This window comes from Microbacterium oxydans (genome assembly GCF_000956405.1).
Taxonomy (GTDB): Bacteria; Actinomycetota; Actinomycetes; order Actinomycetales; family Microbacteriaceae; genus Microbacterium; species Microbacterium oxydans_C.
In genome coordinates, this window is record NZ_JYIV01000028.1 from 174,831 (window position 1) to 200,546 (window position 25,716).

At 69.2% G+C, this 25,716-nt stretch carries 29 protein-coding genes and 1 tRNA gene; 11 read left to right on the forward strand and 19 right to left on the reverse strand.

Annotated features, from left to right (window positions below):
• Window positions 1-66: 66 nt before the first annotated feature.
• The 3 genes from RN51_RS13340 to RN51_RS13350 all read left to right on the forward strand — a co-directional run bounded on the left by RN51_RS13340 (window position 67) and on the right by RN51_RS13350 (window position 2,759).
• Window positions 67-1,428 carry an aminotransferase class I/II-fold pyridoxal phosphate-dependent enzyme gene (locus tag RN51_RS13340; protein ID WP_045264731.1) on the forward strand — a complete coding sequence of 454 codons (1,362 nt, stop codon included), beginning with the start codon at window positions 67-69 and terminating at the stop codon, window positions 1,426-1,428.
• Window positions 1,425-2,675 carry a pyridoxal phosphate-dependent aminotransferase gene (locus tag RN51_RS13345; protein WP_045264539.1) on the forward strand — a complete coding sequence of 417 codons (1,251 nt, stop codon included), beginning with the start codon at window positions 1,425-1,427 and terminating at the stop codon, window positions 2,673-2,675. Before RN51_RS13340 ends, RN51_RS13345 begins: the two co-directional genes overlap by 4 nt.
• Before the next feature lie 13 nt (window positions 2,676-2,688).
• A tRNA-Cys gene (locus RN51_RS13350) sits at window positions 2,689-2,759 on the forward strand.
• A gap of 25 nt (window positions 2,760-2,784) precedes the next feature.
• Here RN51_RS13350 and RN51_RS13355 read toward each other — a convergent pair.
• Window positions 2,785-3,636 carry an AraC family transcriptional regulator gene (locus RN51_RS13355; RefSeq protein ID WP_045264540.1) on the reverse strand — a complete coding sequence of 284 codons (852 nt, stop codon included), beginning with the start codon at window positions 3,634-3,636 and terminating at the stop codon, window positions 2,785-2,787.
• 123 nt (window positions 3,637-3,759) lie between these two features.
• Here RN51_RS13355 and RN51_RS13360 point away from each other — a divergent pair, with 123 nt between their 5' ends.
• The gene (locus RN51_RS13360) at window positions 3,760-4,305 is read left to right on the forward strand and encodes a carboxymuconolactone decarboxylase family protein (protein WP_045264732.1); all 546 of its coding nucleotides are present in this window, start codon (window positions 3,760-3,762) and stop codon (window positions 4,303-4,305) included.
• A gap of 61 nt (window positions 4,306-4,366) precedes the next feature.
• Here RN51_RS13360 and RN51_RS13365 read toward each other — a convergent pair whose 3' ends face one another.
• Window positions 4,367-5,098 (reverse strand): glutamine amidotransferase, encoded by a 732-nt coding sequence (locus tag RN51_RS13365; protein ID WP_045264541.1) that lies wholly within the window; start codon window positions 5,096-5,098, stop codon window positions 4,367-4,369.
• Window positions 5,095-6,117, reverse strand: a complete 1,023-nt coding sequence (locus tag RN51_RS13370) for a type I glyceraldehyde-3-phosphate dehydrogenase (protein WP_045264542.1) — start codon at window positions 6,115-6,117, stop codon at window positions 5,095-5,097. The genes RN51_RS13365 and RN51_RS13370 overlap by 4 nt, the downstream gene beginning before the upstream one ends.
• A gap of 68 nt (window positions 6,118-6,185) precedes the next feature.
• Here RN51_RS13370 and RN51_RS13375 point away from each other — a divergent pair, with 68 nt between their 5' ends.
• Entirely contained in the window at window positions 6,186-6,848 is a 663-nt protein-coding gene (locus RN51_RS13375; protein WP_197073259.1) for an HAD-IA family hydrolase, read from the forward strand.
• A 4-nt stretch (window positions 6,849-6,852) separates the two neighbouring features.
• Here the strand turns inward: RN51_RS13375 and gabT are convergent, their stop codons facing one another.
• A complete protein-coding gene (gene gabT, locus RN51_RS13380; RefSeq protein ID WP_082066594.1) occupies window positions 6,853-8,190 on the reverse strand; it encodes a 4-aminobutyrate--2-oxoglutarate transaminase in 1,338 nt (445 codons plus the stop codon).
• A 90-nt stretch (window positions 8,191-8,280) separates the two neighbouring features.
• Here gabT and RN51_RS13385 point away from each other — a divergent pair, with 90 nt between their 5' ends.
• Together RN51_RS13385 and RN51_RS13390 are read left to right on the forward strand one after the other, a co-directional pair.
• Window positions 8,281-9,060: a YggS family pyridoxal phosphate-dependent enzyme gene (locus RN51_RS13385; protein ID WP_231579298.1), complete on the forward strand. Its 780-nt coding sequence runs from the start codon at window positions 8,281-8,283 to the stop codon at window positions 9,058-9,060.
• A gap of 6 nt (window positions 9,061-9,066) precedes the next feature.
• Entirely contained in the window at window positions 9,067-9,942 is an 876-nt protein-coding gene (locus RN51_RS13390) for a heme o synthase (RefSeq protein ID WP_045264545.1), read from the forward strand.
• Window positions 9,943-9,954: 12 nt separating this feature from the next.
• Here RN51_RS13390 and RN51_RS13395 read toward each other — a convergent pair whose 3' ends face one another.
• The 7 genes from RN51_RS13395 to RN51_RS13425 form a co-directional block, all read right to left on the reverse strand.
• Entirely contained in the window at window positions 9,955-10,161 is a 207-nt protein-coding gene (locus RN51_RS13395) for a CDGSH iron-sulfur domain-containing protein (protein WP_045264546.1), read from the reverse strand.
• Complete coding sequence (locus RN51_RS13400) at window positions 10,158-11,225, reverse strand: iron-containing redox enzyme family protein (protein ID WP_156149186.1); 1,068 nt, start codon at window positions 11,223-11,225, stop codon at window positions 10,158-10,160. Before RN51_RS13400 ends, RN51_RS13395 begins: the two co-directional genes overlap by 4 nt.
• 121 nt (window positions 11,226-11,346) lie before the next feature.
• On the reverse strand, window positions 11,347-12,126 hold the full coding sequence (locus tag RN51_RS13405; RefSeq protein ID WP_231579299.1) for an endo alpha-1,4 polygalactosaminidase: 780 nt from the start codon (window positions 12,124-12,126) through the stop codon (window positions 11,347-11,349).
• A 32-nt stretch (window positions 12,127-12,158) separates the two neighbouring features.
• Window positions 12,159-12,851 carry a DUF899 domain-containing protein gene (locus tag RN51_RS13410; RefSeq protein ID WP_045264736.1) on the reverse strand — a complete coding sequence of 231 codons (693 nt, stop codon included), beginning with the start codon at window positions 12,849-12,851 and terminating at the stop codon, window positions 12,159-12,161.
• A 56-nt stretch (window positions 12,852-12,907) separates the two neighbouring features.
• Entirely contained in the window at window positions 12,908-14,305 is a 1,398-nt protein-coding gene (locus RN51_RS13415) for an MFS transporter (protein WP_045264547.1), read from the reverse strand.
• Window positions 14,306-14,349: 44 nt separating this feature from the next.
• The gene (locus RN51_RS13420) at window positions 14,350-15,459 is read right to left on the reverse strand and encodes a carboxylate-amine ligase (RefSeq protein WP_045264548.1); all 1,110 of its coding nucleotides are present in this window, start codon (window positions 15,457-15,459) and stop codon (window positions 14,350-14,352) included.
• A gap of 8 nt (window positions 15,460-15,467) precedes the next feature.
• Window positions 15,468-15,734, reverse strand: a complete 267-nt coding sequence (locus RN51_RS13425; protein WP_045264549.1) for a DUF7218 family protein — start codon at window positions 15,732-15,734, stop codon at window positions 15,468-15,470.
• A gap of 123 nt (window positions 15,735-15,857) precedes the next feature.
• On the opposite strand from RN51_RS13425, the gene RN51_RS18590 reads away from it, so the two are divergent.
• A complete protein-coding gene (locus RN51_RS18590; protein ID WP_017201713.1) occupies window positions 15,858-16,022 on the forward strand; it encodes a hypothetical protein in 165 nt (54 codons plus the stop codon).
• Window positions 16,023-16,098: 76 nt separating this feature from the next.
• On the opposite strand, the gene RN51_RS13430 is transcribed toward RN51_RS18590, so the two are convergent.
• Window positions 16,099-16,305, reverse strand: coding sequence for a CsbD family protein (locus RN51_RS13430; RefSeq protein WP_045264550.1), 207 nt, complete (start codon window positions 16,303-16,305; stop codon window positions 16,099-16,101).
• A gap of 214 nt (window positions 16,306-16,519) precedes the next feature.
• Here RN51_RS13430 and RN51_RS13435 point away from each other — a divergent pair, with 214 nt between their 5' ends.
• Window positions 16,520-16,897: a hypothetical protein gene (locus RN51_RS13435; protein WP_231579300.1), complete on the forward strand. Its 378-nt coding sequence runs from the start codon at window positions 16,520-16,522 to the stop codon at window positions 16,895-16,897.
• A 24-nt stretch (window positions 16,898-16,921) separates the two neighbouring features.
• On the opposite strand, the gene RN51_RS13440 is transcribed toward RN51_RS13435, so the two are convergent.
• A complete protein-coding gene (locus RN51_RS13440; RefSeq protein WP_045264552.1) occupies window positions 16,922-17,269 on the reverse strand; it encodes a hypothetical protein in 348 nt (115 codons plus the stop codon).
• A gap of 298 nt (window positions 17,270-17,567) precedes the next feature.
• Between RN51_RS13440 and RN51_RS13445 the strand changes: the two genes are divergently transcribed.
• Window positions 17,568-18,053 carry an FBP domain-containing protein gene (locus tag RN51_RS13445; protein ID WP_045264553.1) on the forward strand — a complete coding sequence of 162 codons (486 nt, stop codon included), beginning with the start codon at window positions 17,568-17,570 and terminating at the stop codon, window positions 18,051-18,053.
• A 92-nt stretch (window positions 18,054-18,145) separates the two neighbouring features.
• Here the strand turns inward: RN51_RS13445 and RN51_RS13450 are convergent, their stop codons facing one another.
• The 6 genes from RN51_RS13450 to RN51_RS13475 form a co-directional block, all read right to left on the reverse strand.
• Window positions 18,146-18,967: a PaaX family transcriptional regulator C-terminal domain-containing protein gene (locus tag RN51_RS13450; protein ID WP_082066606.1), complete on the reverse strand. Its 822-nt coding sequence runs from the start codon at window positions 18,965-18,967 to the stop codon at window positions 18,146-18,148.
• Window positions 18,957-20,195 (reverse strand): kynureninase, encoded by a 1,239-nt coding sequence (locus RN51_RS13455; RefSeq protein WP_045264555.1) that lies wholly within the window; start codon window positions 20,193-20,195, stop codon window positions 18,957-18,959. The genes RN51_RS13450 and RN51_RS13455 overlap by 11 nt, the downstream gene beginning before the upstream one ends.
• A 1-nt stretch (window position 20,196) precedes the next feature.
• Window positions 20,197-21,159: an amidohydrolase family protein gene (locus RN51_RS13460; protein ID WP_052674726.1), complete on the reverse strand. Its 963-nt coding sequence runs from the start codon at window positions 21,157-21,159 to the stop codon at window positions 20,197-20,199.
• Window positions 21,159-22,010 (reverse strand): tryptophan 2,3-dioxygenase, encoded by an 852-nt coding sequence (locus RN51_RS13465; RefSeq protein ID WP_045264556.1) that lies wholly within the window; start codon window positions 22,008-22,010, stop codon window positions 21,159-21,161. The genes RN51_RS13460 and RN51_RS13465 overlap by 1 nt, the downstream gene beginning before the upstream one ends.
• Before the next feature lie 187 nt (window positions 22,011-22,197).
• Complete coding sequence (locus RN51_RS13470) at window positions 22,198-23,913, reverse strand: amidase (protein ID WP_045264557.1); 1,716 nt, start codon at window positions 23,911-23,913, stop codon at window positions 22,198-22,200.
• A complete protein-coding gene (locus RN51_RS13475) occupies window positions 23,913-24,953 on the reverse strand; it encodes an agmatine deiminase family protein (protein WP_045264558.1) in 1,041 nt (346 codons plus the stop codon). The genes RN51_RS13470 and RN51_RS13475 overlap by 1 nt, the downstream gene beginning before the upstream one ends.
• Before the next feature lie 67 nt (window positions 24,954-25,020).
• Here RN51_RS13475 and RN51_RS13480 point away from each other — a divergent pair, with 67 nt between their 5' ends.
• Entirely contained in the window at window positions 25,021-25,707 is a 687-nt protein-coding gene (locus tag RN51_RS13480) for a TetR/AcrR family transcriptional regulator (RefSeq protein WP_045264559.1), read from the forward strand.
• Window positions 25,708-25,716: the final 9 nt, after the last annotated feature.

The window sequence follows — 25,716 nt, forward strand, 5'->3', positions numbered from 1 at the left end:
ATTCGACCTTGCAGGGAGAAGCGGGGATCTTTTGACATAGGTCAAATGATCCCCTACGGTCGAAGCATGGCTCAGGCACCCGATCGCGAAGACGTCTCGGATGGCATCGTGGGCTCGACCGCTGCGGAGATCTCCGAGAGTGTGCGCGACCTCGTCGAGCGCGGCGCCTACGCTCCGGGCGACCAGCTGCCGCCGGTGCGCTCCCTCGCCGCTCGTCTCGGAGTGAATCGGAACACGGTGCTGGCCGCCTACCGATCGCTGGTCACCGCACGCATCGCTGCCACGGGAGGTCGCACCGGAACCACCGTGCTCGGGTCGGCGAAGAACCCCGACGAGGGCTTCACACCCGGCTCGGTACTGCGCGACATCGGCAGCGGCAACCCCGACGCCGCGCACCTCCCCGATCTCGCGGCCGCTCTCGCGACGGTCACTCCTGGTCATGTGCTCTACGGCGAATCGGTGATCGACGCCGACCTGGCCGAGTGGGCCACGGATTGGATCGCCGCCGATCATCCGCGTCCGTTCCGGCTCTCGATCACGGCGGGAGCGGTCGATGCCGTCGAACGCCTCCTCGCGCAGACCCTCGTGCAGGGGGACAGGGTCGGGCTCGAAGATCCGTGCTTCCTGTCCAGCATCCACACCGCGCGGCTCGCCGGATACACGCCGGTCGCCATCCCGGTCGATCGAGAGGGCATGACCGTCGCGGGTCTCAGGGCGGCGCTCGAGAGCGGCGCGCGCGCGATCGTCTGCACCCCGCGCGCTCACAACCCCACGGGTGTCGGCACCAGCGCCGCCAGGGCGCTGGAACTGCGCGAGGTCCTCGCCGACCATCCCCATGTCCTCGTCATCGAAGACGACCACTTCTCGCTGCTCGCCCCCACGCCTTACGCCAGCATCATCGCGCCCACGCAGCAACGGTGGGCGCTGGTGCGTTCGGTGTCGAAGTTCCTCGGACCGGACATGCGCCTCGCGGTGACGGCCTCCGATCCGGTGACCGCGCAACGGCTCGCGCTGCGGCTCAGTCCCGGCACGATGTGGGTGAGCCACGTGATGCAGCGGCTCGCCGCCGTCATGCTGCGCGATGACGACGTCCAGCAGTCGATCGTCGAGGCGGGGAAGCACTACGCGCGACGGAACGAGGCCTTCGTGTCGAAGCTCGACGCGCTGGGGCTCCAGGCGCAGGCGGACAGCGGCCTCAACGTGTGGGTCGATGTCGGCCAGGACGCCACCGAGGTGACGCGACGTCTCGCGTCGCGCGGCTGGCTCGTGCGTCCGGGGTCCGAGTTCGCCATCGACCCCGACAGCGCGCAGGGCTCCACGCATCTGCGGCTCACCGTGCATGCGCTCGACGACGTGGAGACGCAGCGGCTCGTGGAGGACCTCGCGGCGGTGGCCGGGGTATCGGCTCCCTTCGGAGCGGCAGGATGACGGCCGGTCGGCCCCGCGGTGTCGAACCGCGGATCGGCCGCTCCTCGCGTCTGGAAGGCGTGCTGTACGACCTGCGTGGCCCGGTCGCCGACCGGGCGGCCGAGCTGGAGAAGCGGGGGGAGTCCATCCTCCGTCTCAACATCGGGAACCCGGCGCCGTTCGGGTTCGATGCTCCTCCGGCCATCGTCGAGGCGCTCCGCTCCGCCCTGCCCCATGCGCATGGCTATTCCGAGTCCGCCGGGCTCCCGGAGACGCGCGAGGCGATCAGTGCGCACTATGCACTCCGCCCGGGCTTCCCCGCGCTTGCCATCGAGGACATCACGGTCGGCAACGGTGTCTCGGAACTCGTGGGCCTCACGCTGCAGGCGCTGCTCGAGCCCGGCGACGAGGTGCTCATCCCGAGCCCCGACTATCCGCTGTGGACGGCATCGACGGTGTTGGCCGGCGGGCGCGCGGTGCACTACCCGTGCATCGAAGCCGAGGGGTGGGCACCGGACCTCGCGGCGATGGAGGCATCGATCGGTCCGCGAACGGCGGCCATCGTGGTGATCAACCCGAACAACCCGACCGGCGCGGTGTACGAGCGTGCGGTGCTCGAGCAGATCGCCGAGCTCGCTCGGCGCCATGGGCTGCTGCTGCTCTCCGACGAGATCTATGACCGTGTCGTCTACCCGGGATTCGAGCATGTCTCGACCGCGCAGGTCGCTCCGGATGTTCCCTGCATCACCTTCGCCGGGCTTTCGAAGACGCACAGGGTCGCGGGCTATCGCGCCGCGTGGATGACGGCGACCGGGTTCCACGCCGACGATCCTTTCCTCTCCGGCGTGCGTCTGCTCGCCTCGATGCGCATGTGCGCCTCCGTTCCGGCACAGCACGCGATCACGGCGGCGCTGACCCTCGATTCCTCGCTCGACGAGTTGGTCGCGCCGCACGGGCGGCTCACGAGGCAACGGGATGCCGCACTCGACGTGCTCGCCGGGATTCCCGGGGTGGACGTACAGGTGGCGGGTGGGGGACTGTACCTGTTCCCTCGCCTGGACCCGGAGGTGCACGGCATCGTCGACGACGAGCGGCTGGTGCTCGACTTCCTCGACGCCGAGCGGATCCTCCTCGTGCATGGACGGGCCTTCAACCTGCAGACCCCTGACCACCTCCGCATCGCCTTCCTCCCGGAGGCCGACGTGCTCACCGATGCACTCCGACGCTTCGGTGCCTTCCTGAACGGGTACTCTCCGCCGCTGCGCTGACCCCGTCAGACCCGGTGGAGTGACCGAGTGGCCAGGTCGCGGTCCGCAAGACCGTGCACGCAGGTTCGATTCCTGCCTCCACCTCTCATCGGCTGTAGCCGGCGCACCCTCATGCGGCCAGCGTCAGCCAGGTCCTCGGCGAGTGTCCGATGCGCTGGGCGAACACCCGCGAGAAGGCGGATGAGCTCGCGTAGCCGAGCTGTGCTGCGACTGCGGTCACCGACATGCCGCCGCGCAGCTGCTCCTGCGCGATCGTGAGCCTCCACTCCGTGAGGTAATCGCCGGGTGAGCGCCCGAGAACCTCCTTGAACCGCGCGGCGAAGGCACTGCGCGACATGTTGGCGGTGCGGGCGAGGGACTCCAGGTTCCACGCTTCCCCTGGCTCCTCGTGCATCGCGACGAGCGCGGGAGCGAGTCGTTCGTCGGCGAGGCCGGGGATGAGACCTGGCGGAAGGTCGAGCCGCTCGGAATGATCGAGCATCCATCGGAGCAGCTGGATGAGCACGACCTCGAACATGCGGTCCGCCACCAGTGGGCGTCCGCACCGCACGTTGTCGACCTCGGAGAACATCAGGTCGAGTGCGGGACCGAGGGTCTCGACCTCGTCGAGCGGCAGCACGATCGACGCGGGCAGTGTGCGGACCAGAGGGTGGGTCGCTCCGCCGTCGAAGTCGAGCGTCGCGCAGGCGAAGTCGGACTCCTCGGTCGGAGCGTTCAGGAACGAGTGATCGACCGGGCGGGGGAAGAACAGCAGGCTCGGTCGGGAGATGACCTCGCGCTCGCTGCCGCCGTCGGCCCGGCGATGGGTGACATCCATCTCGCCTCGTCGCAGCACGTGGAGGAAGCCGTGGCCGCCGCTCGCCGGGAAGACGGTCGTTCCGCACAGGGGTCCGTTGTGGAACAGCCGTGTGCGCACACGGAAGCGCTCGAGGAGCGGAGAGAGGCGATCGATATCGGACACCTTCTCAGTATTCAGGACGATCTGTCATGAAAGCAAGACGTTATGGTGCGCATCGTCCGCACGCTCTCGGAAGACTGGAGGGAGCCCGGTTCCGGGCCGAATCGACAATCGAAGGAGCATCCCATGCCCAATGTCCCTCTCATCGACCGCGACAACGCCACCGGTAACGTCAAGGAGCAGCTCGACCAGATCGCCGGTGCCTTCGGAGCCGTCCCCGCGATGTTCCGTGCCGTCGCGAACTCTCCTGCGGCACTCACGAGCATGTGGGGTGCGTTCGGCGCCTTCGGCGGCGGCTCGTTGGGCGCGGCCATCGGCGAGCAGATCGCCGTCGCCGTCGCCGACCGCAACTCCTGCCAGTACTGCCTCGCCGCGCACACCGCGCTCGGCAAGAAGGCCGGCCTCACGAGGGAGGCCCTCACCGCAGCGCAGAGCGGCGAGTCCGACGACCCGCGGACGGCGGCGCTGCTCGCGTTCGCCCTCAAGCTGGTGGAAGAGCGCGGCCAGGTGTCTTCGGCGGATGTCGACGCGGTGCGCGCCCAGGGGTGGACCGACGAGCAGATCGTCGAGACGATCGCCCAGGTCGCACTGAACCTGTTCACCAACTACGTGAACATCGCCCTCGACGTCCCCGTCGACTTCCCGAGTGTGGCTCTTCGTCGCGCGAGCTGATCGCTGTCGCAGACGAAGGGGCCGGATCCGCGTGGACCCGGCCCCTTCGTCGCCGTCGCGGTCAGGCCGCAGGAGTGGCCGGTTCGACGGACTCCAACCATGTCGCGATCACGGAACGGGCCGCCCGTTCGAGTTCCGGCCCGTAGGCTCTGGCGTCCTCCCGGATGATCCGCGGATCGATCCCGTTGTGGTGCAGCTCGTGCGCGTGGCCGATCAGCCAGTTCCCGATCGCGCGGTGGTCGGCCTCGAGGTGGAACTGCAGGGCGAGTACCGTGTCCGTGCTGAACGCCTGGTTCGGGAAGCCGGGGGTGGATGCCAGGCGGCGAGTTCCGACCGGAATCGTGAACGCGTCGCCGTGCCAGTGCAGCACGGGCATGCCCTCGAGGGCGCGCAGCGGAGAATCCAGGCCGTGGGTGGTCAGATCGAGTGGGGCGTAGCCGATCTCCACCGCACCGGTCGGGCGCACCTGCCCTCCGAGCGCCTCCGCGATCAGCTGTGCGCCGAGGCATACCCCCAGCAGTGGTCTTGCGGAACGGACTCGATGGGCGACAGCCTCCTTCGAGGCGTGCAGGAACGGGTACTCGTCGGTGTCGTTCACGCCGATCGGACCACCGAGCACGATCATCAGGTCGGCATCGTCCACCCGTTCGATGTCGATGGCCTCGACGCCGAGGTCGACGTACTCCACGCGGTATCCGCGTTCGCGGAGGAGGGGTTCGATGATGCCCAGGTCTTCGAAGTGCACGTGTCGGAACGCGAGCGCCGTGCGCTCCGGCATCTCTGAAGTCGTCATGCGGACAGCCTTTCTGCGACGTACTCGGTGAGCTCGGTCAGACGGTGCGAGTATCCCCACTCGTCGTCGTACCAGGCGGAGATCTTCACCTGCGAGCCGATCACTCGGATGAGCCCGGCGTCGAGGATCGAGGAGTGCGGATCGATGACCGTGCCGGCGACCGCGATCTCATCGTCGGCGCAGCGCAGGATCCCCTTGAGCGGACCCTCCGCGGCCGTCTCGTAGGCGGACCTGACCTCGTCGGCGGTCACGGGTCGGGACGCCGTGACCGTGAGGTGCGTGATCGAGCCGCTGATGGCGGGCACCTGCAGGGTGTAGCTGTCGAGCCGGCCGTCGTCGAGCTCGGGCAGGACGCGACCGATCGCCGACGCGGCTCCTCCGCTGTGCGGTGTGATCCTCCCCTCCTTCGCCCCCTTCGCCATCGTGGACCGCTGGTCCGGGTGGGGCAGGTCCTGCACCTGGGGGTCGGACGATTCGGCATGGATGGTCGTCATCAGGCCGGCGTCGATGCCGAACGCCTCATGGAACACCTTCGCGACCGGAGCGAGGCAGTTGGTCGTGCAGGAGGCGGTGGAGATGGCGTGGTGGCGAGTCGGGTCGTAGGTGTGCTCGTTGACCCCGAGCATGATGGTGCCGTCGTCGTCCGGAGTCGGGACCGTCGCGATCACCTTCGTCGCTCCGGCCGTCAGGTGAGTGCGCGCGTCGACGGTCGCGGCGTCGGAAACGGTCGCCTCGATCACGATGTCGACTCCGAGCTCGCTCCAGGGCAGTCGCAGCGGGTCGCGCTCGGACAGGAAGCGGACCGCGTGTCCGTTGAGGAAGAGGTGGTCGTCGTCGTATCGCACGCCGCGCGTCGACGGTCCGCTGTTGCCGTCGCTCCGCAGCAGGTCCGCGATGGCGCGCGGTCCACGCGGATCGTTCACGGCGACGAGATCGAGCTCCGATCGTCGGGCGAGCAGGAGTCGAAGCTGATTGCGGCCGATCCGGTCGAGTCCGTTGATGGCGATTCTGGTAGGCATTGTGTCCCCTCCGCGGCGCGGTCCCCCCGTGCCGATGCTAGCTTTGACCTATGCCAAAATTATCACACGTGCGTAGCGGGGATTCCTGGGAGTTCCGGCAAGCAGGGCTGCTGTTCGACTGCGACGGCGTCCTCGTGGACTCGGTCCTGGCAGCCGCCCCGGCGTGGGACGCATGGGCTCGCAGACATGCTCCCTCGTTCGACTTCCTGCGCGATGCACCGCACGGCAAGCGACCGAGCGAGGTGGTCGGCGGACTGGTCGGGCGGGAAGCCGCGGAAGAGGCCACGGCAGAGCTCATCGCTCTCGAGATCGAGGCGGCCGTCCACACCAGGGAGATCGTCGGCGCCTCGCGGCTGGTGGGGGCGCTGCCGCGCGACCTCTGGGCGGTCGTGACGAGCAGCAACCGCGCCGTGGCTCTGGCACGGCTGCGCAGCTCCGGCGTCCCGCTCCCGCCGACGTTGGTCGCAGCGGAAGACGTGTCGCGGGGGAAACCGGAACCCGACCCCTACGTGCTCGGCGCCTACCTGTTGGCGCGCAGCGCCGAGGACTGCATCGTGTTCGAGGACTCCGTGCCGGGGATCCGCTCGGCACGCGCGGCAGGCGCCGGGTTCGTCGTCGGTGTCGGGCCGGGTTCGGCGGCCGGTGACCCCGATCTGGTCGTGCCCGACCTCGGGTGCGTGCGATGGCGGGCGGGCGCACTCGTCGTCGAGGCGACGGGTGCGCCCGGCTGAGCTGTCAGCCGAGCGTGGACAGGGCGCGGTCGATCACATCCATCGCGACCGCGATCTGATCGTCGGTGGTCGTGAGCGTCGGCAGGAAGCGGATGACGTTCGAGTCGCTGCCCGCTGTCAGCAGCAGGATGCCGTGCTGGGCGGCGTAGGCCGCGACGGCGGAGGCGGCTCCTGCGGCGGGGCGCGACGTGAACGGATCGGTGAGCTCGAACGCGTACATGGCGCCGATCCCGCGCACATCCCCGATGATCGGGTGGCGCGCGGCCAGGGCGGCGAGGTGCTGACGGAGGCTTCCGCCGATGCGCAGGGCGTCTGTGAAGAAGGTGCCGCGCTCGAGCTCGTCGAACACCGCCAGGGCCGCGGCGATGGAGACGGGGTTGCCGCCGAAGGTCCCTCCGAGTCCGCCGGGGTCTGGAGCGTCCATGATCTCGGCGCGGCCGGTCACGCCCGCGAGCGGGAGCCCCGCCGCGATGCCCTTGGCGGTGAGGACGAGGTCGGGGATGAGGCCGAAGTGCTCGCTCGCGAACCAGGTGCCGGTGCGACCGAGTCCGGTCTGGATCTCGTCCGCGATGAACACCACACCGTTGCGCGTGCACCAGTCCTGCAGGGCAGGCAGATAGCCGTCCGCAGGGACAACGAACCCACCCTCGCCCTGGATCGGCTCGGCGATGACGGCGGCCAGGTCGGTGACGCCGATGCGCTGCTCGAGGTGTGCGATCGTGCGCTCTGCCGCCTGCTCTCCCGAGAGGCCGTCCCGATAGGGGTAGGAGTTGGGGGCGCGGTGGATGTCCGATGAGAAGGGCCCGAAGCCGGCGCCGTACGCGGCCTTGTGGTTCATGGCGAGCGTCAGGTTGGTGCGTCCGTGGAAGGCGTGATCGAGAGCGGCGACCGCGCGCCTGCCGGTGTACCTGCGGGCGATCTTGACCGCGTTCTCGACGGCCTCGGCGCCCGAGTTCACGAACACCGAGCGCTTCTCGTGATCGCCGGGTGTCTTCTCGGAGAGGCGCTCGGCCAGCCGTACGTATCCCTCGTAGGGCGTGACCGTGAAGAGCGTGTGCGTCACCTGCTCGAGCTGCGCGGCGGCAGCGGCGACCGCAGCCGGGTTCCCGTGACCGATCGTGGTCACGCCGATGCCGCTGCCCAGGTCGAGGAAGCGGTTGCCGTCCACGTCGGTGACCCAGGGGCCATCCGCCTGCGCGATGTACACCGGCAGCACGCTGCCGACTCCGCGGGCGACGGTCTGCGCACGTCGCTCGTGCAGGGCTCGACTGCGTGGGCCCGGCACGTCGGTCAGCAGCGACGGCGCGGAGGAGAGGTCGGGAAGCACGCGAGGCGTGGACATGGTGGCTCCTTCGGTGAGCGATGGTGAGCGGCGGTGAGCGACGAACATCGCCCCAACGAAACGGCCTAAGACTATGTTACGCTTTGACCTATGTCAAAGATGGATGCACCGACCGGCGCCGACGAGCGCTATCCCACGGCGTTCACCGTCGACGACTTCCGGTACAACCTCGCGGCCGTCGAATCGCGCATCGCCGAGGCCGCACATCGGACGGGGCGTGATCCGCGCGAGGTGACCCTGCTGCCGGTGAGCAAGACCGTCCCCACCGAGCGCGTCCGCGTCGCGATCCAGTCGGGCATGCGGCTGCTGGGCGAGAACAAGGTGCAGGAGGCGGCGCGCAAGAACGGGGAGACCGCCGACCTCGATGTGTCGTGGTCGATCATCGGACACCTGCAGACCAACAAGGCAAGAGACGTCGCCGCGTTCGCCGCCGAGTTCCAGGCTCTCGATCGCCTGCGGGTCGCTGAGGCGCTCGACCGACGTCTGCAGGCCGCGGGGCGCAGCCTCGACGTGTTCGTGCAGGTGAACACCTCGGCCGAGGACTCCAAGTTCGGGATGCCGCCGGAGGAGCTCCCGGCGTTCCTGGAGGCGCTGCCCTCCTACGAGACGCTTCGCGTACGGGGGCTGATGACCCTCGCCATCCTCACCCCCGATGAGGCGCGCGTGCGCGAGTGCTTCTCCCTGCTGCGCACGCTGCGAGACCAGGCCAGGGAAGATGCCCCCGACCTGATCGGGGCGGGCGAGCTGTCGATGGGGATGTCCGGGGACTACCAGATCGCCGTCGAGGAGGGCGCCACCTGCGTCCGCGTCGGGCAGGCGATCTTCGGAGCCAGGGCGCTTCCCGACAGCTATTACTGGCCGGAAGGCTGACGAGACGTGCTGCGGACCGTTCGCGCATATCTCGAACTGACCAAGCCCCGCATCCTGGAACTCCTCCTCGTCACCACGATCCCCGTCATGGTGTTCGCCGCCGACGGACAGCCGAGTGTCGCGCTCATGGCAGCAGTGCTCGTGGGCGGGGCTCTCAGCGCCGGTTCGGCCGGGGCCTTCAACATGTACCTCGAGCGCGGGAGCGATGCCCTCATGGAGCGCACCGCCCAGCGCCCCCTGGTGACCGGCGTCGTGTCTGCGCGGGCCGGTCTGATCTTCGCGCTCGTGCTCGGCGTCTCGTCCGTGGGGTGGATGCTCGCGCTCGTGGGGCCTCTGCCCGCCGCACTGTCCACCGCGGGTCTTCTGCTGTACGTGGTGTTCTACACCGTGCTGCTGAAGCCCCGCACCGAGCAGAACATCGTCTGGGGCGGGGTGGCTGGATGCATGCCGGTGCTGGTCGGCTGGAGCGCGGTGCGGGGCGCTGTCGAATGGCCGGCGGTGGTGCTGTTCTTGGTGGTGTTCTTCTGGACTCCCGCGCACTACTGGCCACTCTCGATCCGTTACCGCGACGACTACCGTCGGGCCGGCGTGCCGATGCTCGGGGCCACACGCCCTCCGGTCTACGTCGCCCCCAGGGTGATCGGCTTCGCGGTGGCCACGGTGGTGTGCTCGCTCGTCCTGCCCTTCGTCGCGGAGGTGAGCTGGCTGTACTGGACGGTGGCACTCGGGGCGGGTATCGGGTTCGTGGTGTCCGCGTGGCGGATGCGATCGCGGGCCCGGCGAGACGCGGAGCTGCGTCCCATGCTCGTCTTCCGCGCGTCGATCGCCTACCTCGCGGTACTGTTCCTCGCGGTGGGCGTCGACCCTCTTCTCACGCCCTGAGCGCGAGCGAGATCAGTCCTCGGTCCGGAAGCCCGCGGGCTTGTGCGTGCCGTCGCAGAAGGGCTTGAGGGCCGACAGCCCGCAACGGCACAGCGCGACGGTGCGTCGGTGCGAGGCGATCGGCGTGCCGTCGGCGGCGTGCAGTTCGACCTCACCGCGCACGAGCAGCGGACCGTCCGGATACGGCGTGATCGTCGCCGGTTCGTGATCGGCGCTCACGGCGACACCTCGCTGCGCAGTGACGAGGAACCACCGGACCAGGCCTCCAGGATGTGTGCGCCTCCCCATCCGTCCACCGTCAGGCAGGCGGCTGCGCCGAACATGATGTCGGGCAGCAGCTCAGGGTGGTCTTCGGCGAGGCTGCCGGCGAGGTCTCGTGCGGCGATCTGCTCATGCACGGCGTCGGCCTCGACGTGCTCGTCGAAGTACGCCGTGACGTCGGTGGGGAAGTCCAGACGACGCAGTCCGTCGGCGTACAGGCGGCAGGGGATCGAGGAGGTCATCTCGTAGGCGGCCAGGTGTCCGACGATCGACCCGACGAGCCGGCGGTTGAGTCCGAACATCGACATCATGTTGAGCGACGCGAGGGTGACGGCGGGGAGGTCGTCGACATAGGTGCCGTAGGTGTCATCCAGGCCGGCGGCACGCATGGCGCGCGCGAAGAGGGTGGCGTGCACACGGTGCGGTCGGCCTCCGCCGTACTCGTCGGACTGGATCTCGACCAGAGCGGCCTTGGCCCGACCGTCCAGGCGGGGAATCGCCCAGGAGTGGGGATCCGCTTCGCGGAGGGTGTACGCCGAGCGCTGGATGAGCATCTCCCGCGCCTGGGACTCGGTGGCCTTCTTCACGAAGTACCGGGAGAGGCTCGGCCCGGTGTCCGCTTCGGCGAGGGCGAAGAGCGCCCGCCCGACGGCATCCACGGTCGGCTCCGGGAGCTCCGGCAGGGGGATGTTCGCGCGTAGTTCCCGCTCGAATGCCGACTCGAGCGTGCGGCGGGTCGCGAGGAGCGCCGGATCCCACTCGAGCTCGGGATCGAGCCCCGGCAGCGAGCCGTAAGCGGATGCATAGAGCACGAACAGGGCGAGCTGGATGTCGTCGTCACGGGAGACATCGGCGCAGGCCGCCGCGGCTTCATCGGCGAGAGTCGTGTGGACGGTGTCGCGATCGGCTCCGGTGAGATGCGAGATGACGGCGCGGCTCACCGGACCGCGGTCGTGGAAGGGGAGTCGCGGTGCGGCTGACGAGGCGGATGCCGGGGCGGTGGCCGTGGCTGTTGAGGTCATGTGTCGTGCTCCTGATCGATGCGGACCCTCGTATCCTGCGGGTGCAGACGAGATCCGGCCAGGGACTTGACGAGCGCCCGTCGACCGGGCAAGCGGCCGCACGCGGCCGTCACGGAGCCGCCTAGGGACAGGCCTCGAACGTGTAGGCGTCGTCGTCCGGGGTGACGAGATCGCGGTCCCGCAGCACCATCGTCGCCGGCGAGGCGTCGTCCGCGCACATCTCGGCGAAGGAACGTGGCAGCTCGTCGGTGTACTCGATGTCGATCACGTGCTCGCCGTAGACGTCGGTGTACGCCCCGCATTCGTCGTAGGCCGCGCATTCCTCGGTCACCGCGAAGTCGAATCCGGCTCGGTCGTGAAGCACGGCGGCATCCTCGGCGGCGTTCTTCTGTCCGGCCGCCAGCCCCGCGCCGTGCGCCGCCTCGACCAGGAGCGCAGCCAATGCGAGGTTGTCATCGAGAGAGAGGGCACCCTGCGACCGCGAGTACGAGTCGAGGTTGTCGAACTCGACAGCGTCGAATCCGTCGTCCCCGCAGCGCTCGATCCACGGGATCACGGTGTCGGCGATCTGCTCCCGGCGCTGCGCCGTCGACGTGTCGAGCAGTGCCTCATCCGGCCAGTCCGGGTCGAAGACGACGTGTCCGTCGCGCTGCAGCAGCAGATCGTCGGACCACGAGTCGAGCTCTCCCGGTTGCGTCTGGAAGCCGTTGACGTAGCAGATCGAGTACACGCCGGCCGCGGGCTCCGCGCTGCGGTCGCGCCCGACCACGCCGACGCCCGAGGGTGGGTCGTAGGCGCCACCGAGCTGGTAGTCCGGCGTCGCACCGATCGGAGGAAGGGGGACGGAGGTCGACGATTCTGCAGGCACCGCGCACCCGCCGAGCGCCAGAAGGGCGACCACGGCCGCCGGCGAGGCGCGGCGGAGCAGCCGAGTCAGTGCGCTGCTCCGTACAGCTCCGCGATCTCCTTCGACCCCATGCCCTGCGCGTAGGTCGGGTGCTGGGGCCAGCCCTCCGGAACGTCCTGCCATTCCTCCTGGCGACCGTAGGGGAGCAGGTCGACAAGACCCTGCAGATAGCTGAGTCGCTCCGTGCCGCGGCCATCCGTGTGCCAAGTCCGGTACACGGTGTCGCCGTCGCGCAGGAAGACGTTCACGCCGAACCCCGCGTTCGGCGGGGCATCCACATCGGCCCCGAACATGCTGTCGGCGCTCGAGTACCACTGCATCCGATTGCCCACGCGCTCACGGTAGGCCAGGGCTTCGTCGATCGGCCCGTTCGTCACGATCACGAAGCGCGCGTCGTAGTAGCGCTCCAGCACATCGAGCCGCGTGAACTGCGAGGTGAAGCCGGTGCATCCGGGACACTGCCACTCACTGCCGTCCGACCACATGTGGTTGTAGACGATCAGCTGGGAACGCCCGTCGAAGATGTCGGCCAGGCGTACCGGACCGTCGGCTCCGACCAGCGTGTACTCGGGCAGTTCGACCATGGGCAGGCGTCGTCGTTGCGCGGCGATCGCGTCGAGCTCCCTGGTCGCGGCCTTCTCGCGCACCCGCAGCTCGTCGAGCTCCCGACGCCAGGTCTCGGCGTCGACGACAGGGGGAAGGGGCTGTGCTGTGCTCACGGTGGCCTCCGGATGCTGTGCGGATGCGTCCAGTCTGCGCGCGGCCGGCGACACGGTCAATGCGGGAGCGGCCCCGTGGATGCGGTGTCGGCGGGGAGCGCCTCGTTCGGATTGCGACGGATGCCGATCCACGACACCACGCCGCCGATCACGAGCAGGGCGGCCGTGACCCAGGCGGCGCTGTGGAAGCCGTCGAGGTCGAGAGTGCCGCCGACGATGGTCGACAGCATCGCGACGACGAGCAGCCCGGCCACACGAGATACCGCGTTGTTGACGGCCGAGGCGATCCCCGAATGGTTCTCGTCGATCGCCCCGAGGATCGCAGCCGTGAGCGGTGCCACCGTGAGTGAGAGGCCGAGACCCATCACGATCATCGCCGGCAGCACCTGCCACCAGTAGTCGAAGTCGGCCGACACGAGGAGCAGCATCAGAGCGCCGACGGCCATCAGCAAGGGGCCGACCGTCATGAAGATGCGCGGACCCCACTTGCCCGCCCACTGTCCCGCGCGCGAGCTGATCAGGATCATCAGGATCGTCATCGGCAGACTCGCCAGGCCTGCGGCGGTGGCGCTGAGTCCTGCGCCCTGCTGCAGGTAGACCCCGACCACGAAGCCGTTGAGCGACAGCGCCGCGTAGACGAAGAGGGTCGCGAGGTTGCCCCACCCGAAGTCGCGCACCCGGAACAGCCAGAGCGGCATGAGCGGCGAGACGGAGTGCTGCTGCCGCCACAGGAACAGCCCGAACAGCGCGGCGCCGGCGAGCGCGGGGATCCAGATCGCGGGCGACTGCCATCCCATGTTGGGCTGCTCGATGAGCGCGAAGACGACGGCTCCGAGTCCGATCGCGCACAGGGCCCCGCTCCACCAGTCGACCTTGACGCCGCGGGGGTGCTCCGGCAGGTGCAGCCGGGCGAGGAGTAGCAGGGTGATCCCGATCGGGATGACGTTGATGAGGAACACGAAGCGCCAGGAGAGGTAGTCGACGAAAAGTCCCCCGAGCAACGGACCGACCAGCTGCGCCCCCGTCGTGAAGGCCGTCCAGACGCCGATCGCGCGCGATTGCACGTCGGACCGCATGGTGGCCGTGATGAGGGCGAGTGAGCTGGGCACCAGCAAGGCTCCGGCGGCCCCCTGCGCGGCGCGGGCGACGATCAGCATGAGTGGATCGACGGCTGCCGCGACCGCGATCGATGCGATCCCGAAGGCGATGAGTCCGATGCGCATGACGAGCACCCGGCCATAGGCGTCGGACACCGACCCGGCCAGCAGGATCAGGGCGCTCAACGTGATCAGGTAGGCGTCGACGACCCACTGCTGTGTGGTGATGCCGCCGCCGAGCTCGCGACTGATCGCCGGCAGCGCGACGTTCACGACCGTGCCGTCGAGGAAGGTCACGAACGAGGCGAGCACCGCGATCGAGATGACGAGTCTTTGGAGCGGGGCGAAGGCGGGCACAGGCCGACACTACTCCCGGTGGCCGACGTCGGGGGCGGTGTGCTTCAGGGGGTGGATCCCGCGAGACCAGGGCGATCCGCCGCGAGCGGTGACGGCGTCCCCGCACGCAGGAGCTCGGCGAGCTTCGACGGTCCGCCATCCGCGACGGCGCGGCGTTGGCGATCACCGCCGGTGCCGGACGCACGCAGCCGGTCGATGCCGTCGCGGACCCTGTCCTCATCGTCGAGCTCTCGGAGCGTGGGAGCGATCGTGGCCAGCATCCGGTCGGCCAGCAGCCAGGCGTCCTCCGCCTTCCCGCTCGTCGGATCGAGCAGACGGGCGGACATGCCGTGTCGCGCGGCGGTCCACAGCGAGGCGTCGATGCCGTCCACGCCGATGTCCGCCCGAGGCAGGTCGTCGGTCAGGACGATCGCGCGGGACAGGAGCGCCGCGAAGACCGCGTCCTCGGCCGAGAGCTGCGCGTCGAAGACCCGGAGCTCGACCGTGGGATACCGCTCCGACAGCCGCGCCGACCACGACAGCGAGGCCGCGTCGGCGATGGCGCCCACGTCGATGAGTCGCTGCACATCCGCGCGGTAGGCGTCGTAGTCGCGGAAGTGCGGGGGAGTCCACGACGAGGGCAGCCGACGGATCAGGATGCTGCGCCAGCTGGCGAAGCCGGAGTCGCGCCCGTGCACGAAGGGGCTGTTGCCGGTGAGGGCCAGCAGCACGGGGAGCCACCCGCGCACACGATCGAGCGCACGCACCCTCTCCTCGTCGTCGGTGACCTCGACGTGCACGTGAAGACCGTTGACCTCGTGGTCGCGCGTGAGGTGCCCGAGATGCGCGGCGACCGTGTCATAGTGCGGTGAGGGCGACACCGCGGAGGAGCGCGTCGTGGCAAACGGTGTGCCGGTGCCGGCGGCGATCGCGTGCTGGTCGCCGGCGTGCCAGCCGATGAGCCCGCGCAGGCGCGTCAGCTGCTCCGTGGCGGCCTCCGCCGTCGAGACAGGTTCGGTGAGGCACTCGATCTGCGAGGTCAGGTACTCCTGCGTGACCTCGCCTCCCGTGCGGAGGCGGGTGATGCGCTCCCGGGTGCCGGGGGCGAGGCTCACGGGCGCGAGCGAGTGCTCATCGAGGAAGAGGAACTCCTCCTCGAGGCCGAAGCGTGCCATCCGCGTCCTCAGTGATTCCGGAGTGCGGAGATCAGCGCGGACTTCCGCTTGCCGCTGTAGCCGGTGAGTCCCAGCTCCTTGGCGCGCTTCCGCAGCTCGGGAACGGTCCAGTCCTCGTAGTCGCCGTGCTCTCCGCCGCGTCGGCCGACCGTGCTCCGGCCTTCCTTCGCGGCTGCGTTCGAGATGCGTGCGGCCTTCTCCTTCGAGGCTCCGTCGTCCCTGAGCTCCTCGTAGAGATCGGGATCCTTCAGCGAGTTGTTGCGTCTTCCTGGCATGTGCTCTTCTCCTTCGCGCACTCAGGGGGTCGAAGTCAACCCCCTCGGACAGAAGCCCCTCCGCGGCTAGCGTGGGGGCACCACAGTCGGGCGTCCGCGCCTGCCGAAAGAAGGGAAAGACCGATGAACATCCTCCTGATCATCGTCATCGTCGTCGCCGTGATCCTTGCGATCACCGGAGGACTGGTGCAGTCGCTCCAGTTCCTCCTGTGGGTCGGACTCGTCCTCCTCGCGATCGCCGTGATCGCCTGGTTGATCCGAGCGATCAGTGGCAGCCGCAAGGTCTGACAGCACAACAGGTCTGACCCCATCGAGGTGAGGCCCGCCCATCGGCGGGCCTCACCTCTTCGGTGTTCGGGGCCTCTTACTTCTCGAACGCATCCCGGACGTTCTCGCCCGTCTTCTGGGCGGCGTCCTTCACGTTCTCGCCGGCCTGCTTGGCGGAGGCCTTGACCTGGTCGGCCTTGCCCTCCGCTTCGAGCTTCTCGTTGTCGGTGAGCTTTCCGACGCCTTCCTTGACCTTTCCTGCGGCCTTCTCGGCGGCGTTCTTGATGTCGTCTCCCGCACTCATGTGGTGCTCCTCTCGTCGTCGGATCGATTGCCTCCGAGGCTTTCATGTCCCGAAGGAACCGGCCACGGGATTGACAATCCGCGTCGCTCATGACAACGTCACGCCGCCATCGACGCGCAGCCCTCGAAGGACTAGCCTGGCGCCAGGCGGGTGGTCCTGCCCGCGGACTCGACCAGGGAAGCGGTGTGCGATGGACTCGATGATGATGGGCGCCATGTCGAAGAACATGGAGTCGATGCCCGACATGCAGATGATGGACATGTCCGTCATGCAGGCGTGCATGGATGCGTGCGCCGCCTGCGAGCAGGCCTGCACGGTGTGTTCGACGCAGTTGATGGACTGTGCTCCGGCCTGTATGAACTGCGCCGACATGTGCAACACCATGATGCGGTCGATGATGCGGATGCAGGGGATGACTCCGGCGTCGATGATGGCGATACTCAACGCCTGCATCGCGATGTGCAAGGCGTGCATGGATGCGTGCGCGCGGCACGCGGACGACAGCGAGGTGTGCCGGATGTGTGCTCAGGCGTGCGAGGCGTGCATGGACGCCTGCTCGGCCATGAAGGACATGCTGATGGCGAGCGCCTGAGCCGAGCCGGTGCCGCGGTGAGGATCAGACGGTGGCGACGTTGAACTGCGTACCGCCGACGGCGAGCACTCCGTAGCGCTCGTGCAGCGCGACCGGGGTTCCCGCGCCGGCTTCGAGTGCCGCGCCTGAGCCGTTCCACAGCGAGTGCGCCTCGCCGTCGAGGGTGCGCACGACGAGGTCCCCGGAGACGGCGTCAGCCCGCTCGACCAGCGCATCGATCCACCCGGACGGTGTCGCGGAGGCGATCCGCGCCTGGATGAGGTGCAGAGCGTGGCCGGGGGCGAAGGACGAGCACCGGCCGCCGTGACTGCACATGCACGCTGCACGCTCGCGCACCGGGAGGGGCGAAAGGCGGTTCAGCGGCGTGGACACGGGGGACTCCTTCTCGTTCGTCGTTCCGGAAAGACTAGGTCGGTCGGATGGAGACGCCTAGGCGAGTCGACACGGACCGAAACAAACGGGTGTAAGCTCGCCGGGTGCTGTCGTCGATGAGCGCCCCCGCGGCGCAGAGCGGAGCTGCAGGCGCCTTCCGCGCCGCAGACAGAGGCTGAGGACCCACCGGAGGCGGAACCCCGTCCCCGGCGCTGCGTCATACCCGGCTGTCCATGCTCGGGCTCCTTCCTCCGATCGACTCGCCTCCGCGGCGACCTCTCCGAAAGCACTCACTCTCATGCGTCCCATCGACGAGCGCGCCATCCGCGCCTCCTTCCTCAACGCCTCCCGCAAAGAGGTGTCCGACCTGACCCTGCCGCCCGGTTTCGCCGAGATCGATTTCGACCGTCTCGACTTCCTCGGCTGGGCCGACCCGAAGATGCCCCGCCGCGCCTATGTCGTCACCTGGATCGACGATGCGCCCGTCGGCGTCTTCCTGCAGCGTGCGGAGCAGCGTGTGATCGCCAGGGCGCAGTGCTCATGGTGTGAAGACGTCACGCTCCGCAACGATGTGCAGCTCTACGTGGCTCGGAAGGCCGGGGCGGCCGGGCGCAAGGGCGACAGCGTCGGTGTGCTCACCTGCGCCGAGTTCGGCTGCAACCGCAACGTGCGGATCCTGCCGCCGCTGGCCTATCAGGGGTTCGACCGGGAGTTCGCGCGCGACCTGCGCATCCTCCGACTGCAGGAGCACGTGGCCGGCTTCCTCGCCGAGGTGGCGGGCTAGGCTCACCCTGTCGTTCCGGTCGCACTTTCTGTCGCTCTCGAGCCGCAGAAGCGACAGAAAGTGCGACGGGAACCAGATTGCACGGGGCCGGATCAGGAGACCCGCGCGCGCACGTGGGTCCAGGCCGGGTCCGCCAGCTCTGCCGACCGGCGTGCGAACTCCTCGAAGCTGCGGCGACCTGGCCAATCCGGAGGCAGCATCGATGGAGGAAGCCCCGGGTCGGTGTAGGGCAGCACCCGCCAGCGGTCGATCAGCTGCACGTACGCCGCGAACGGCTCACGGGGCAGCGTCGTGAGCGAGGTCTGGAAGGCGAGGTGCTCCTCGCGCAGCGCCTCCAGATCCCACCACTGCGACGCCGCGTCGATCAGGGTCCCGGCGGGCAGGGGAGTCGAGGTGGGGAACAGCGTGGCCCACCGTCGCGCGTCGAGGTCGTCGAGGATCTGCTCCACCTCGTGCTGAAGGTGACCGGGGCAGATCCACAGGGCAGGGGATACGACGCCCGCTCCGATCCATTGCAGTCGTCGCCGCAGCTGGTGGCGCACGCTCCTCGCGTGCTCCGGGATCGAGAACGACACCAGGCACCAGGGGTCGGCGTCCGTCATCTCCCGCATTTCGAAGATGCGCCGGTCGCCGCGTTCCAGCATCGGGATCGCCGCCGGGTTGAGGCGGTAGCCGATCTGCCCTTCCCGCACGCCGAGCAGCAGCCCCTTCTGCTTCAGGCGCGCGACGCCGGTGCGCGCTGCGGCAGCGTCGATGCCGATGTCGCCGGCGAGTGCGACCAGGTCGGCAGTGGAGATCCAGCCGCCGAGCGGGCGGAGGAAGACGCCGATGAACGTCCGCAGCAACGAGGCGATGCTGCCGGGGCGTGCATCGATGTCGTCGAGCACGGGGGCGGGCGCGATGTCAGAAGTCACCGGACTCCAGGGCATCGCGCACCGCGAGCACGCCGGTGATCGTCTCGACGTGCGAGGTGCTCAGGGGCGAGAGCCCCAGGCGGATGCCGTCGGGGAACCGGAAGTCGGGGATGATGCCGTCGGACCACAGTCGCCGCGTGACCTCGCGGAAGTCCGGGTGACCGATCGTCACGTGGCCGCCGCGCAGCTCGGCGTCGCGGGGACTGAGCAGGCGGACGCCGAGAGGCGCGAGCACCTCGTCGTAGGCGCGGATCGCGAGATCGGTCAACGACCGCGACTTGGCCCTGACGCCCGCGATCGTGGACTGCTCGATGAGGTCGAGCATCCCCTGCATGGCGAGCATCGAGATGACCGGAGGGGTGCCGCTGAGCAGCTGGCGGATGTCGCCGGACGGCACGTACTCCGGTCCCATCGCGAAGATGTCCGCCGCACTCCACCATCCCTGGATCGGCTGACGCAGCACGCCCTGGAGATCGCGGCGCAGGTAGGCGAACGCGGGCGAACCCGGTCCGCCGTTCAGGTACTTGTAGGTGCAGCCGACGGCCATGTCGACACCCCACTCGTCGAGCTGCATCGGGATCACGCCGGCCGAGTGGCACAGATCCCACATCATCAGGGCACCGGTGCCGTGCGCGGCCGCGGTGATGCCCGGCATGTCGGCCAGCGCGCCGGAGCGGTAGTCGACGTGGCTCAGTGACACCAGGGCGGTGCGCTCGGAGAGAACGGCCTCGACATCGGCGACCGAGACCCCGTGCACGGGGTCGGGCTCGAGCCACCGCAGCGTCATGCCGGTCTCCGCAGCGACACCCTCGGCGAGGAAACGGTCGGTGGGGAAGTTGCCGGCCTCGATCACGAGCTCGGTGCGTGCGGGATCGGCGGCAGCAGCGGCACGCATGAGCTTGTAGATCAGCACGCTCGTCGAGTCGGCCACCACGGTCTGGCCGGCTGCGGCGCCCAGCGCGACACGTCCGATGCGGTCGCCCAGCTCCATCGGCAGTGCCATCCACTGCTCGTCCCAGGACCGGATCAACCGCGTGCCCCAGTCGTCGCGCACGAAGGCCGCGAGCTTCTCCGGCATGTCGCGCAGCGGGCGCCCGAGCGAGTTGCCGTCGAGGTAGGCATCGACGCCCGGTGCCTCGGAGAAGGCGTCGAGGTGAGCGCGCAGCGGGTCGTTCGCATCGAGAGCGCGAGCGTGCTCGAGGAGGGCGGCGTCGGGAGTCGTTGTCATGTCACACCTTCAGGTCGGCGGGGGTGAGGGGACGGGCGTCGAGGGGATCGAGCGAGAGGGGGCTGCCGTGAGGGAGCAGCAGGAGAACCGAGGCGGGGTCGAGCGGATCGGAGGGGGCGAGCGCTCGCAGCAGGGCCGCGTCGTCGAGTCCGGCCTCGTGGAGGGCGCCGACCTCGTGCGGGTTCAGGTCGACGGGCATCGGCCCGTTGCCCAGGTCGGTGCCGTAGAGCACGGTGCCACCCGCGGCGTGGAAGCGCCGCACGTTGTCGATCGCGATCGCCCGTTCGGGGCCGTCATGGATGGCGAGCGTCGAGATCCACGCGGCGGAGGCTGCCTGGCGCACGATCTCGTCATCGTCGAGGCGCTCCGTGAACGGGGCATGGGCGAGACGGGCTGCTCCGAGATCGACCACCCGCTGCGCTTCGCCCGCACCTTCGGCGTGCGCGACGACCGGCAGGAAGCGGTCGGCTGCGGCCTGGACGATCGCGCGGAACAGCTCGTCGGTGAAGACCGGCCCTGCGGTGCTGTTGCTGGTGACCTTGATGCAGGTGGCTCCCGCGTCGGCCATCTCGGTCACGGCGGCCGCGGCAGAGTCCGTGTCTGCGATCTCGCGGACCGAACCCTCCGGCGCCCAGTCGCGGTCGGAGGGATAGCCGCCCGGCGTGGTCAGGAAAGCCCCGGCGAACTCGACACCGACGTGGTGGCGGGCGGTGGGCGTGAGCCGACGCAGCGCCTCGGGGTTTCCGCCGAGGTCGACCACGCGGCCGAGGCGAGACCCGGCCAGCAGAGTGTGGTCCACCAGCTGCAGGTGCACGTGGTGGTCGGTGAATCCGCCCGTGATGACGCCTTCGATGCGGGGGAGTCCGGGAGCGAGGCGCTCGTCGCGCAGGCGCGCACGCCCGTCGACGAGCTCGACGACGCCCTCGCGCCACTGGCTCCCGTCGAAGAACGTCGCGGCGTGCATCAGCGGCCGATCTCGGTGCGCACGGTGTAGAGCTCGGGGAAGAACGTCAGATCCAGTGCGCGCTGCAGGAAGCCGACGCCGCTGGAGCCGCCGGTTCCGACCTTCATGCCGATGGTGCGGGCGACGGTCTTGAGGTGTCGGAAGCGCCAGAACTGGAAGTTGTCCTCGAGGTCGACCAGGTCTTCGCACGCCTCGTACAGATCCCAGTAGCGGCTCGGGTCCTGGTAGATCTCGCGGATCGCGGGCACCAGCGCCGGTGTCTCCCGGTAGGGCTCCCGCACGTCACGCTCGAGGATGTCGGCAGGGACCGGCAGTCCGCGGCGGGCGGCGAAGCGCAGGAACTCGTCGTACAGCGTCGGCTTCTCCCACTCGGCGGTGAGCAGCGCGCGGTTGGCCGGGTGGTCGGCGAACACGCTCAGCATCTTCTCGTTCTTGTTGCCGAGGGCGAACTCCACGGCACGGTACTGCACGGACTGGAAACCGGAGGAGTTGCCGAGCGCCCCACGGAACTGTGCGTACTCGGTGGGCGTCAGCGTCGCGAGCACCGACCACTGCTGCGTCATCACGTCCTGGATGCGTTTGACGCGGGCGATGCGCTTCAGGGCTTCGCGCAGATCGTCTCGGGCGAGCAGCTCACGTGCGGACGACAGCTCGTGCAGCAGCTGCTTGAGCCAGAGTTCCGTGGTCTGGTGCTGGATGATGAACAGCATCTCGTCGTGGTGCTCGGGTTCGCTCACCGGGTGCTGCGCAGTGAGCAGCTGGTCGAGTGCCACGTACGAGCCGTACGTCATGCGCCCCGACAGATCGGTGACGATGCCGGATTCGAGGGCGCGTTCGTTCTCGGTGTGCATCTGCCGAACATATCACTTTCGTGGCGAGCGTCACAGGAGTGTTATGTCTCGTTGGTGCTTCCGGGTGCCCGGTGCCTGGTGCGAAAACGGAGACGATCCGATCACGACGCGGGGTGTCGGCGTGCGACACTCCGCCGGGTGAAAGGATCGTCTCCGTTTCGGCGTCGAAGCCGGGAGCTGCCCAGATTCAGAGCGCGGGCGTGCGCGGCGGTGGCGTTCGACGGGTGCCCGGGCTGCCGGCGGCCTCGAATGCCGCGGCGAAGCGCAACAGTCTCGTGTCGTCGTAGGCCCGTCCGGCGAAGGTCAAGCCGATCGGCATGCCGATGTCGCTCATCGGCCCCATCGGCACCGTGACCGTCGGGATGCCGAGGTGGCGCACGGCGAGGTTGCCGTTCGCGATCCAGACCCCGTTGCGCCACCCGATGTCGGCGGACTCCGGGTTCACATCCATGTCGGCCGGTCCCACGTCGGCGACCGCGGGGAAGACCACGGCATCGAGCCGGAGCACGTCCATCCACACCTCGAGGTCGCGGCGACGCGTCTCTTCCAGGCCACGCAGACCGCTCTCCAGCTCGGGTATGTCCTCGATCCCGACCCCCGGGTTCTCGCGCACCCAGTCGGGGTACTCCGCGATGTCGTCGTCGAAGCCCGTGTAGCGATCGGGGAGTGCGCCGTCCGGATGCGGGAAGATCGTCGCCCCGTCGATCTCGCCGAGCGAGTGCAGGGCCGGGTCATCGTTCGCCCGCAGGAAGTCCTCCCATGCCCATGCCGAGAGGTCGACGATCTCCCGGTGCAGGTACTCCGGCGACACGAGCCCGCGGGTGGCGATGGTGTGCGCACCCGGTCGGTCGCCCTCGTAGTTCGAGACGACGGGGAAGTCGACCTCGATCACGGTCGCTCCCGCCGCGGTGAGGTCGCGGCGCGCCGCCTCCCAGCGTTCGATGATGCTCGTCCGCGTCTCGATGCGCCGGCCGGTAGGACCGCCGATGCCGGGGTCGGTCGAGGTCCCGGCGTCCGGATCCGCGTTGATGTACATGCGAGGGACGCCGATGCGGGCGCCGACGAGCGGGAGGGCGGATTCCGTCGCGAGCGCCGGGTACGACTCCGGCCGGACGTCCGAGGGGGTGGGCAGCTGCACCCAGGGCTGCGCCCGCCAGAAGTCGCCGCGGGTCTCGATGTCGTCGGCCACGATCACGTCGAGCACCTCGAGGAGGTCGGCCATGGTGCGGGTGTGCGGCACCACGACGTCCATGGTCGGGACCAGTGGCCAGTTGCCGCGTGTCGAGATCACTCCGCGCGAGGGCGTGTAGGCGCACAGAGCGTTGTTGGTGGCCGGTCCGCGTCCGCTCGACCAGGTCTCCTCACCGAGCCCGAACGCCGCGAAGCTCGCCGCCGTCGCCGTGCCCGATCCGTTCGACGACCCCGAGGCGAAGGGGGCCGTGAGGAAGGCGGCGTTGTACGGGCTCTCGGCTCGGCCGTAGACACCGCGCTGCATGCCGCCGTTCGCCATCGGAGGCATGTTCGTCAGCCCGAGGCAGATCGCTCCACCCGCGCGCAGTCGTTCGATCGTGAAGGCGTCGCGCTGGGCGACGAGCTGTGCGAACGCCGGGCTCCCTGCGGCGGCCGTGAGCCCGCGTACGAGGTAGCTGTCCTTCGCGGTGTACGGGATGCCGTCGAGGGGACCGAGAGCCTCGCCCCTGGCGCGGCGTGCGTCCGAGGCCGCGGCCTCGTCCCGTGCGTCCGCGTTCGCGACGACGACCGCGTTCAGGGCGGTCTCGGTGCCGGGGGCGTCGTACGCGGCGATGCGTGCGAGGTAGGCATCGACGAGCTCGACTGCGGTCGTCTCGCCTGTCTCGAGCGCGCGGCGCAGGTCGGCGATGGAAGCCTCGACCACGTCGACCATCAGCGGAGTCCGTCGAGCGCCGGCTGCTGCTGGGTGATGCAGTGGATGCCACCACCGCGGTCGAACAGCGGACGTGCATCCACGGTGACGACACGGCGCCCGGGGTAGGCGTCGGCGAGGATCTCGCGTGCTGCGGCATCCGCCTTCTCGTCGTCGAAGCCGCACGCCACCAAGCCGTCGTTCGTGACGAGGTGGTTCACGTAGCTCCAGTCGACGGGGCCCTCGTCGTCGCTCAGCGTCGAGGGGGCGGGCAGGCCGATCACTTCGAAGCGGCGGCCGGCGGCATCCGTCTGTTCCGAGAGCAGGGCGCGCAGCTCGCGGGTCACGGCGTGGTCGGGGTGGTCCGGGTCCTGCTGGTCGTGCAGCAGCAGTCGCCCGGGCGCGGCGATGGTGGCGACGATGTCGACATGGCCGTTGGTGCCGAAGTCGTCGTAGTCGCGAGTGAGCCCCCGGGGGAGCCAGATCGCTTTCGTGGCGCCGAGCGTGCGGGACATCTCGGCCTCCACCCGCTGCTTGTCGGCATAGGGATTGCGGCGGGGGTCGAGCTGCACGGTCTCGGTGAGGAGCACGGTGCCCTCTCCGTCGACGTGGATGCCGCCGCCCTCGTTCACCAGGGTGGAGCTCACCAGCTCGGCACCGACGGCGCCGGCCACGATACGCGCATGCTGTGCGGCTTTCCGCCACTCCGCCCATTCCGGGGCGCCCCACCCGTTGAAGATCCAGTCGACCGCTCCGAGGACACCCGGCCGTTCGTCGTCGATCACGAATGTCGGCCCTGAGTCGCGCATCCAGAACTCGTCGACGGGCGCTTCCACGATGTCGATGGCGCTGCTGAGCATGCGTCGCGCCCTGGTGATCTCGCTCGGGTCGACCACCATGGAGACCGGCTCGAACTCGGCGACGGCATGAGCGACCGCTGTCCACGTGATGTAGCCCTCTTCGCGCGCCGCATCGGTGGCCCCGAGGGTCTCGCCCTCGGCGGGGAAAGCCATCCACGTGCGCTCGTGGCGTGCGGTCTCGGGGGGCATGCGCCAACTCATCGTCGTCTCCTCGTGTGGCCGCTTCGACTATTGAACATGCGATCAACAGGTGTTACGGTAACCCCTGATGAAGCGCACGTCAACAGTCACCACCGCTCGGCGGATGTCACCGGAGGAGCGTGATCAGTCGATCCTCGAGGGGGCGATCGGCCTTGCTCGCGAGAGCGGACTCGACAGCCTGACCGTTCGCGCGATCGCCGCACGAGTGGGTGTCACGCCCGCCCTCGTCGCGCACTACCGCCCGGGCATGGATGCCTTCGTCGCCGACGTCTTCGGCCTGATCGTGGCGGCCGAGCGCGACGAGGTGATCTCCGCCTTCGCCGACACCGCCTTCCGCGCCGAAGATCTGCGCGGCGGTCTGCTGCGTCTGATCGAGACCCTTCTCGATGCCGACCGTGACGACGTCACCCTCATCTGGGTGCAGGCCTGGGCTCTCGGTGCCCGCAACGAGGCGCTCGCCGCGCGCGTGCGGCAGGAGATGGACGGGTGGCAGAGCGCCCTCGAGCAGATCTTCGCCCGTGCCGCCGCCGAGGGAGCGATCGAGGCCGGCCGTGCCGACACCGCCGCGTGGCTGCTGCTCGCGATGGTCGATGGCATGAACGCGCACTCTCTCGTGAAGTGGGCTCCACGCGACCGTGCGGACCTCGCCAGGCGCGCGCTGTCGGCTGTGCTGGACAGCGCCGCCCCCGACGCTCTCGCAGACTCCCGATCCGCAGACTCCCGATCCACAGACTCCCGATCTGATGACACGTAAAGGAACGCC

Bases quoted from the DNA above. Each gene is read 5' to 3' on its own strand.
- RN51_RS13340 (WP_045264731.1), top strand. From the start codon at position 67: ATGGCTCAGGCACCCGATCGCGAAGACGTCTCGGATGGCATCGTGGGC.
- RN51_RS13345 (WP_045264539.1), top strand. From the start codon at position 1,425: ATGACGGCCGGTCGGCCCCGCGGTGTCGAACCGCGGATCGGCCGCTCC.
- RN51_RS13360 (WP_045264732.1), top strand. From the start codon at position 3,760: ATGCCCAATGTCCCTCTCATCGACCGCGACAACGCCACCGGTAACGTC.
- RN51_RS13365 (WP_045264541.1), bottom strand. From the start codon at position 5,098: ATGACGACTTCAGAGATGCCGGAGCGCACGGCGCTCGCGTTCCGACAC.
- RN51_RS13370 (WP_045264542.1), bottom strand. From the start codon at position 6,117: ATGCCTACCAGAATCGCCATCAACGGACTCGACCGGATCGGCCGCAAT.
- gabT (WP_082066594.1), bottom strand. From the start codon at position 8,190: ATGTCCACGCCTCGCGTGCTTCCCGACCTCTCCTCCGCGCCGTCGCTG.
- RN51_RS13385 (WP_231579298.1), top strand. From the start codon at position 8,281: ATGTCAAAGATGGATGCACCGACCGGCGCCGACGAGCGCTATCCCACG.
- RN51_RS13400 (WP_156149186.1), bottom strand. From the start codon at position 11,225: ATGACCTCAACAGCCACGGCCACCGCCCCGGCATCCGCCTCGTCAGCC.
- RN51_RS13420 (WP_045264548.1), bottom strand. From the start codon at position 15,459: ATGGCACGCTTCGGCCTCGAGGAGGAGTTCCTCTTCCTCGATGAGCAC.
- RN51_RS13425 (WP_045264549.1), bottom strand. From the start codon at position 15,734: ATGCCAGGAAGACGCAACAACTCGCTGAAGGATCCCGATCTCTACGAG.
- RN51_RS18590 (WP_017201713.1), top strand. From the start codon at position 15,858: ATGAACATCCTCCTGATCATCGTCATCGTCGTCGCCGTGATCCTTGCG.
- RN51_RS13430 (WP_045264550.1), bottom strand. From the start codon at position 16,305: ATGAGTGCGGGAGACGACATCAAGAACGCCGCCGAGAAGGCCGCAGGA.
- RN51_RS13435 (WP_231579300.1), top strand. From the start codon at position 16,520: ATGTCGAAGAACATGGAGTCGATGCCCGACATGCAGATGATGGACATG.
- RN51_RS13445 (WP_045264553.1), top strand. From the start codon at position 17,568: ATGCGTCCCATCGACGAGCGCGCCATCCGCGCCTCCTTCCTCAACGCC.
- RN51_RS13455 (WP_045264555.1), bottom strand. From the start codon at position 20,195: ATGACAACGACTCCCGACGCCGCCCTCCTCGAGCACGCTCGCGCTCTC.
- RN51_RS13460 (WP_052674726.1), bottom strand. From the start codon at position 21,159: ATGCACGCCGCGACGTTCTTCGACGGGAGCCAGTGGCGCGAGGGCGTC.
- RN51_RS13465 (WP_045264556.1), bottom strand. From the start codon at position 22,010: ATGCACACCGAGAACGAACGCGCCCTCGAATCCGGCATCGTCACCGAT.
- RN51_RS13470 (WP_045264557.1), bottom strand. From the start codon at position 23,913: ATGGTCGACGTGGTCGAGGCTTCCATCGCCGACCTGCGCCGCGCGCTC.
- RN51_RS13475 (WP_045264558.1), bottom strand. From the start codon at position 24,953: ATGAGTTGGCGCATGCCCCCCGAGACCGCACGCCACGAGCGCACGTGG.
- RN51_RS13480 (WP_045264559.1), top strand. From the start codon at position 25,021: ATGAAGCGCACGTCAACAGTCACCACCGCTCGGCGGATGTCACCGGAG.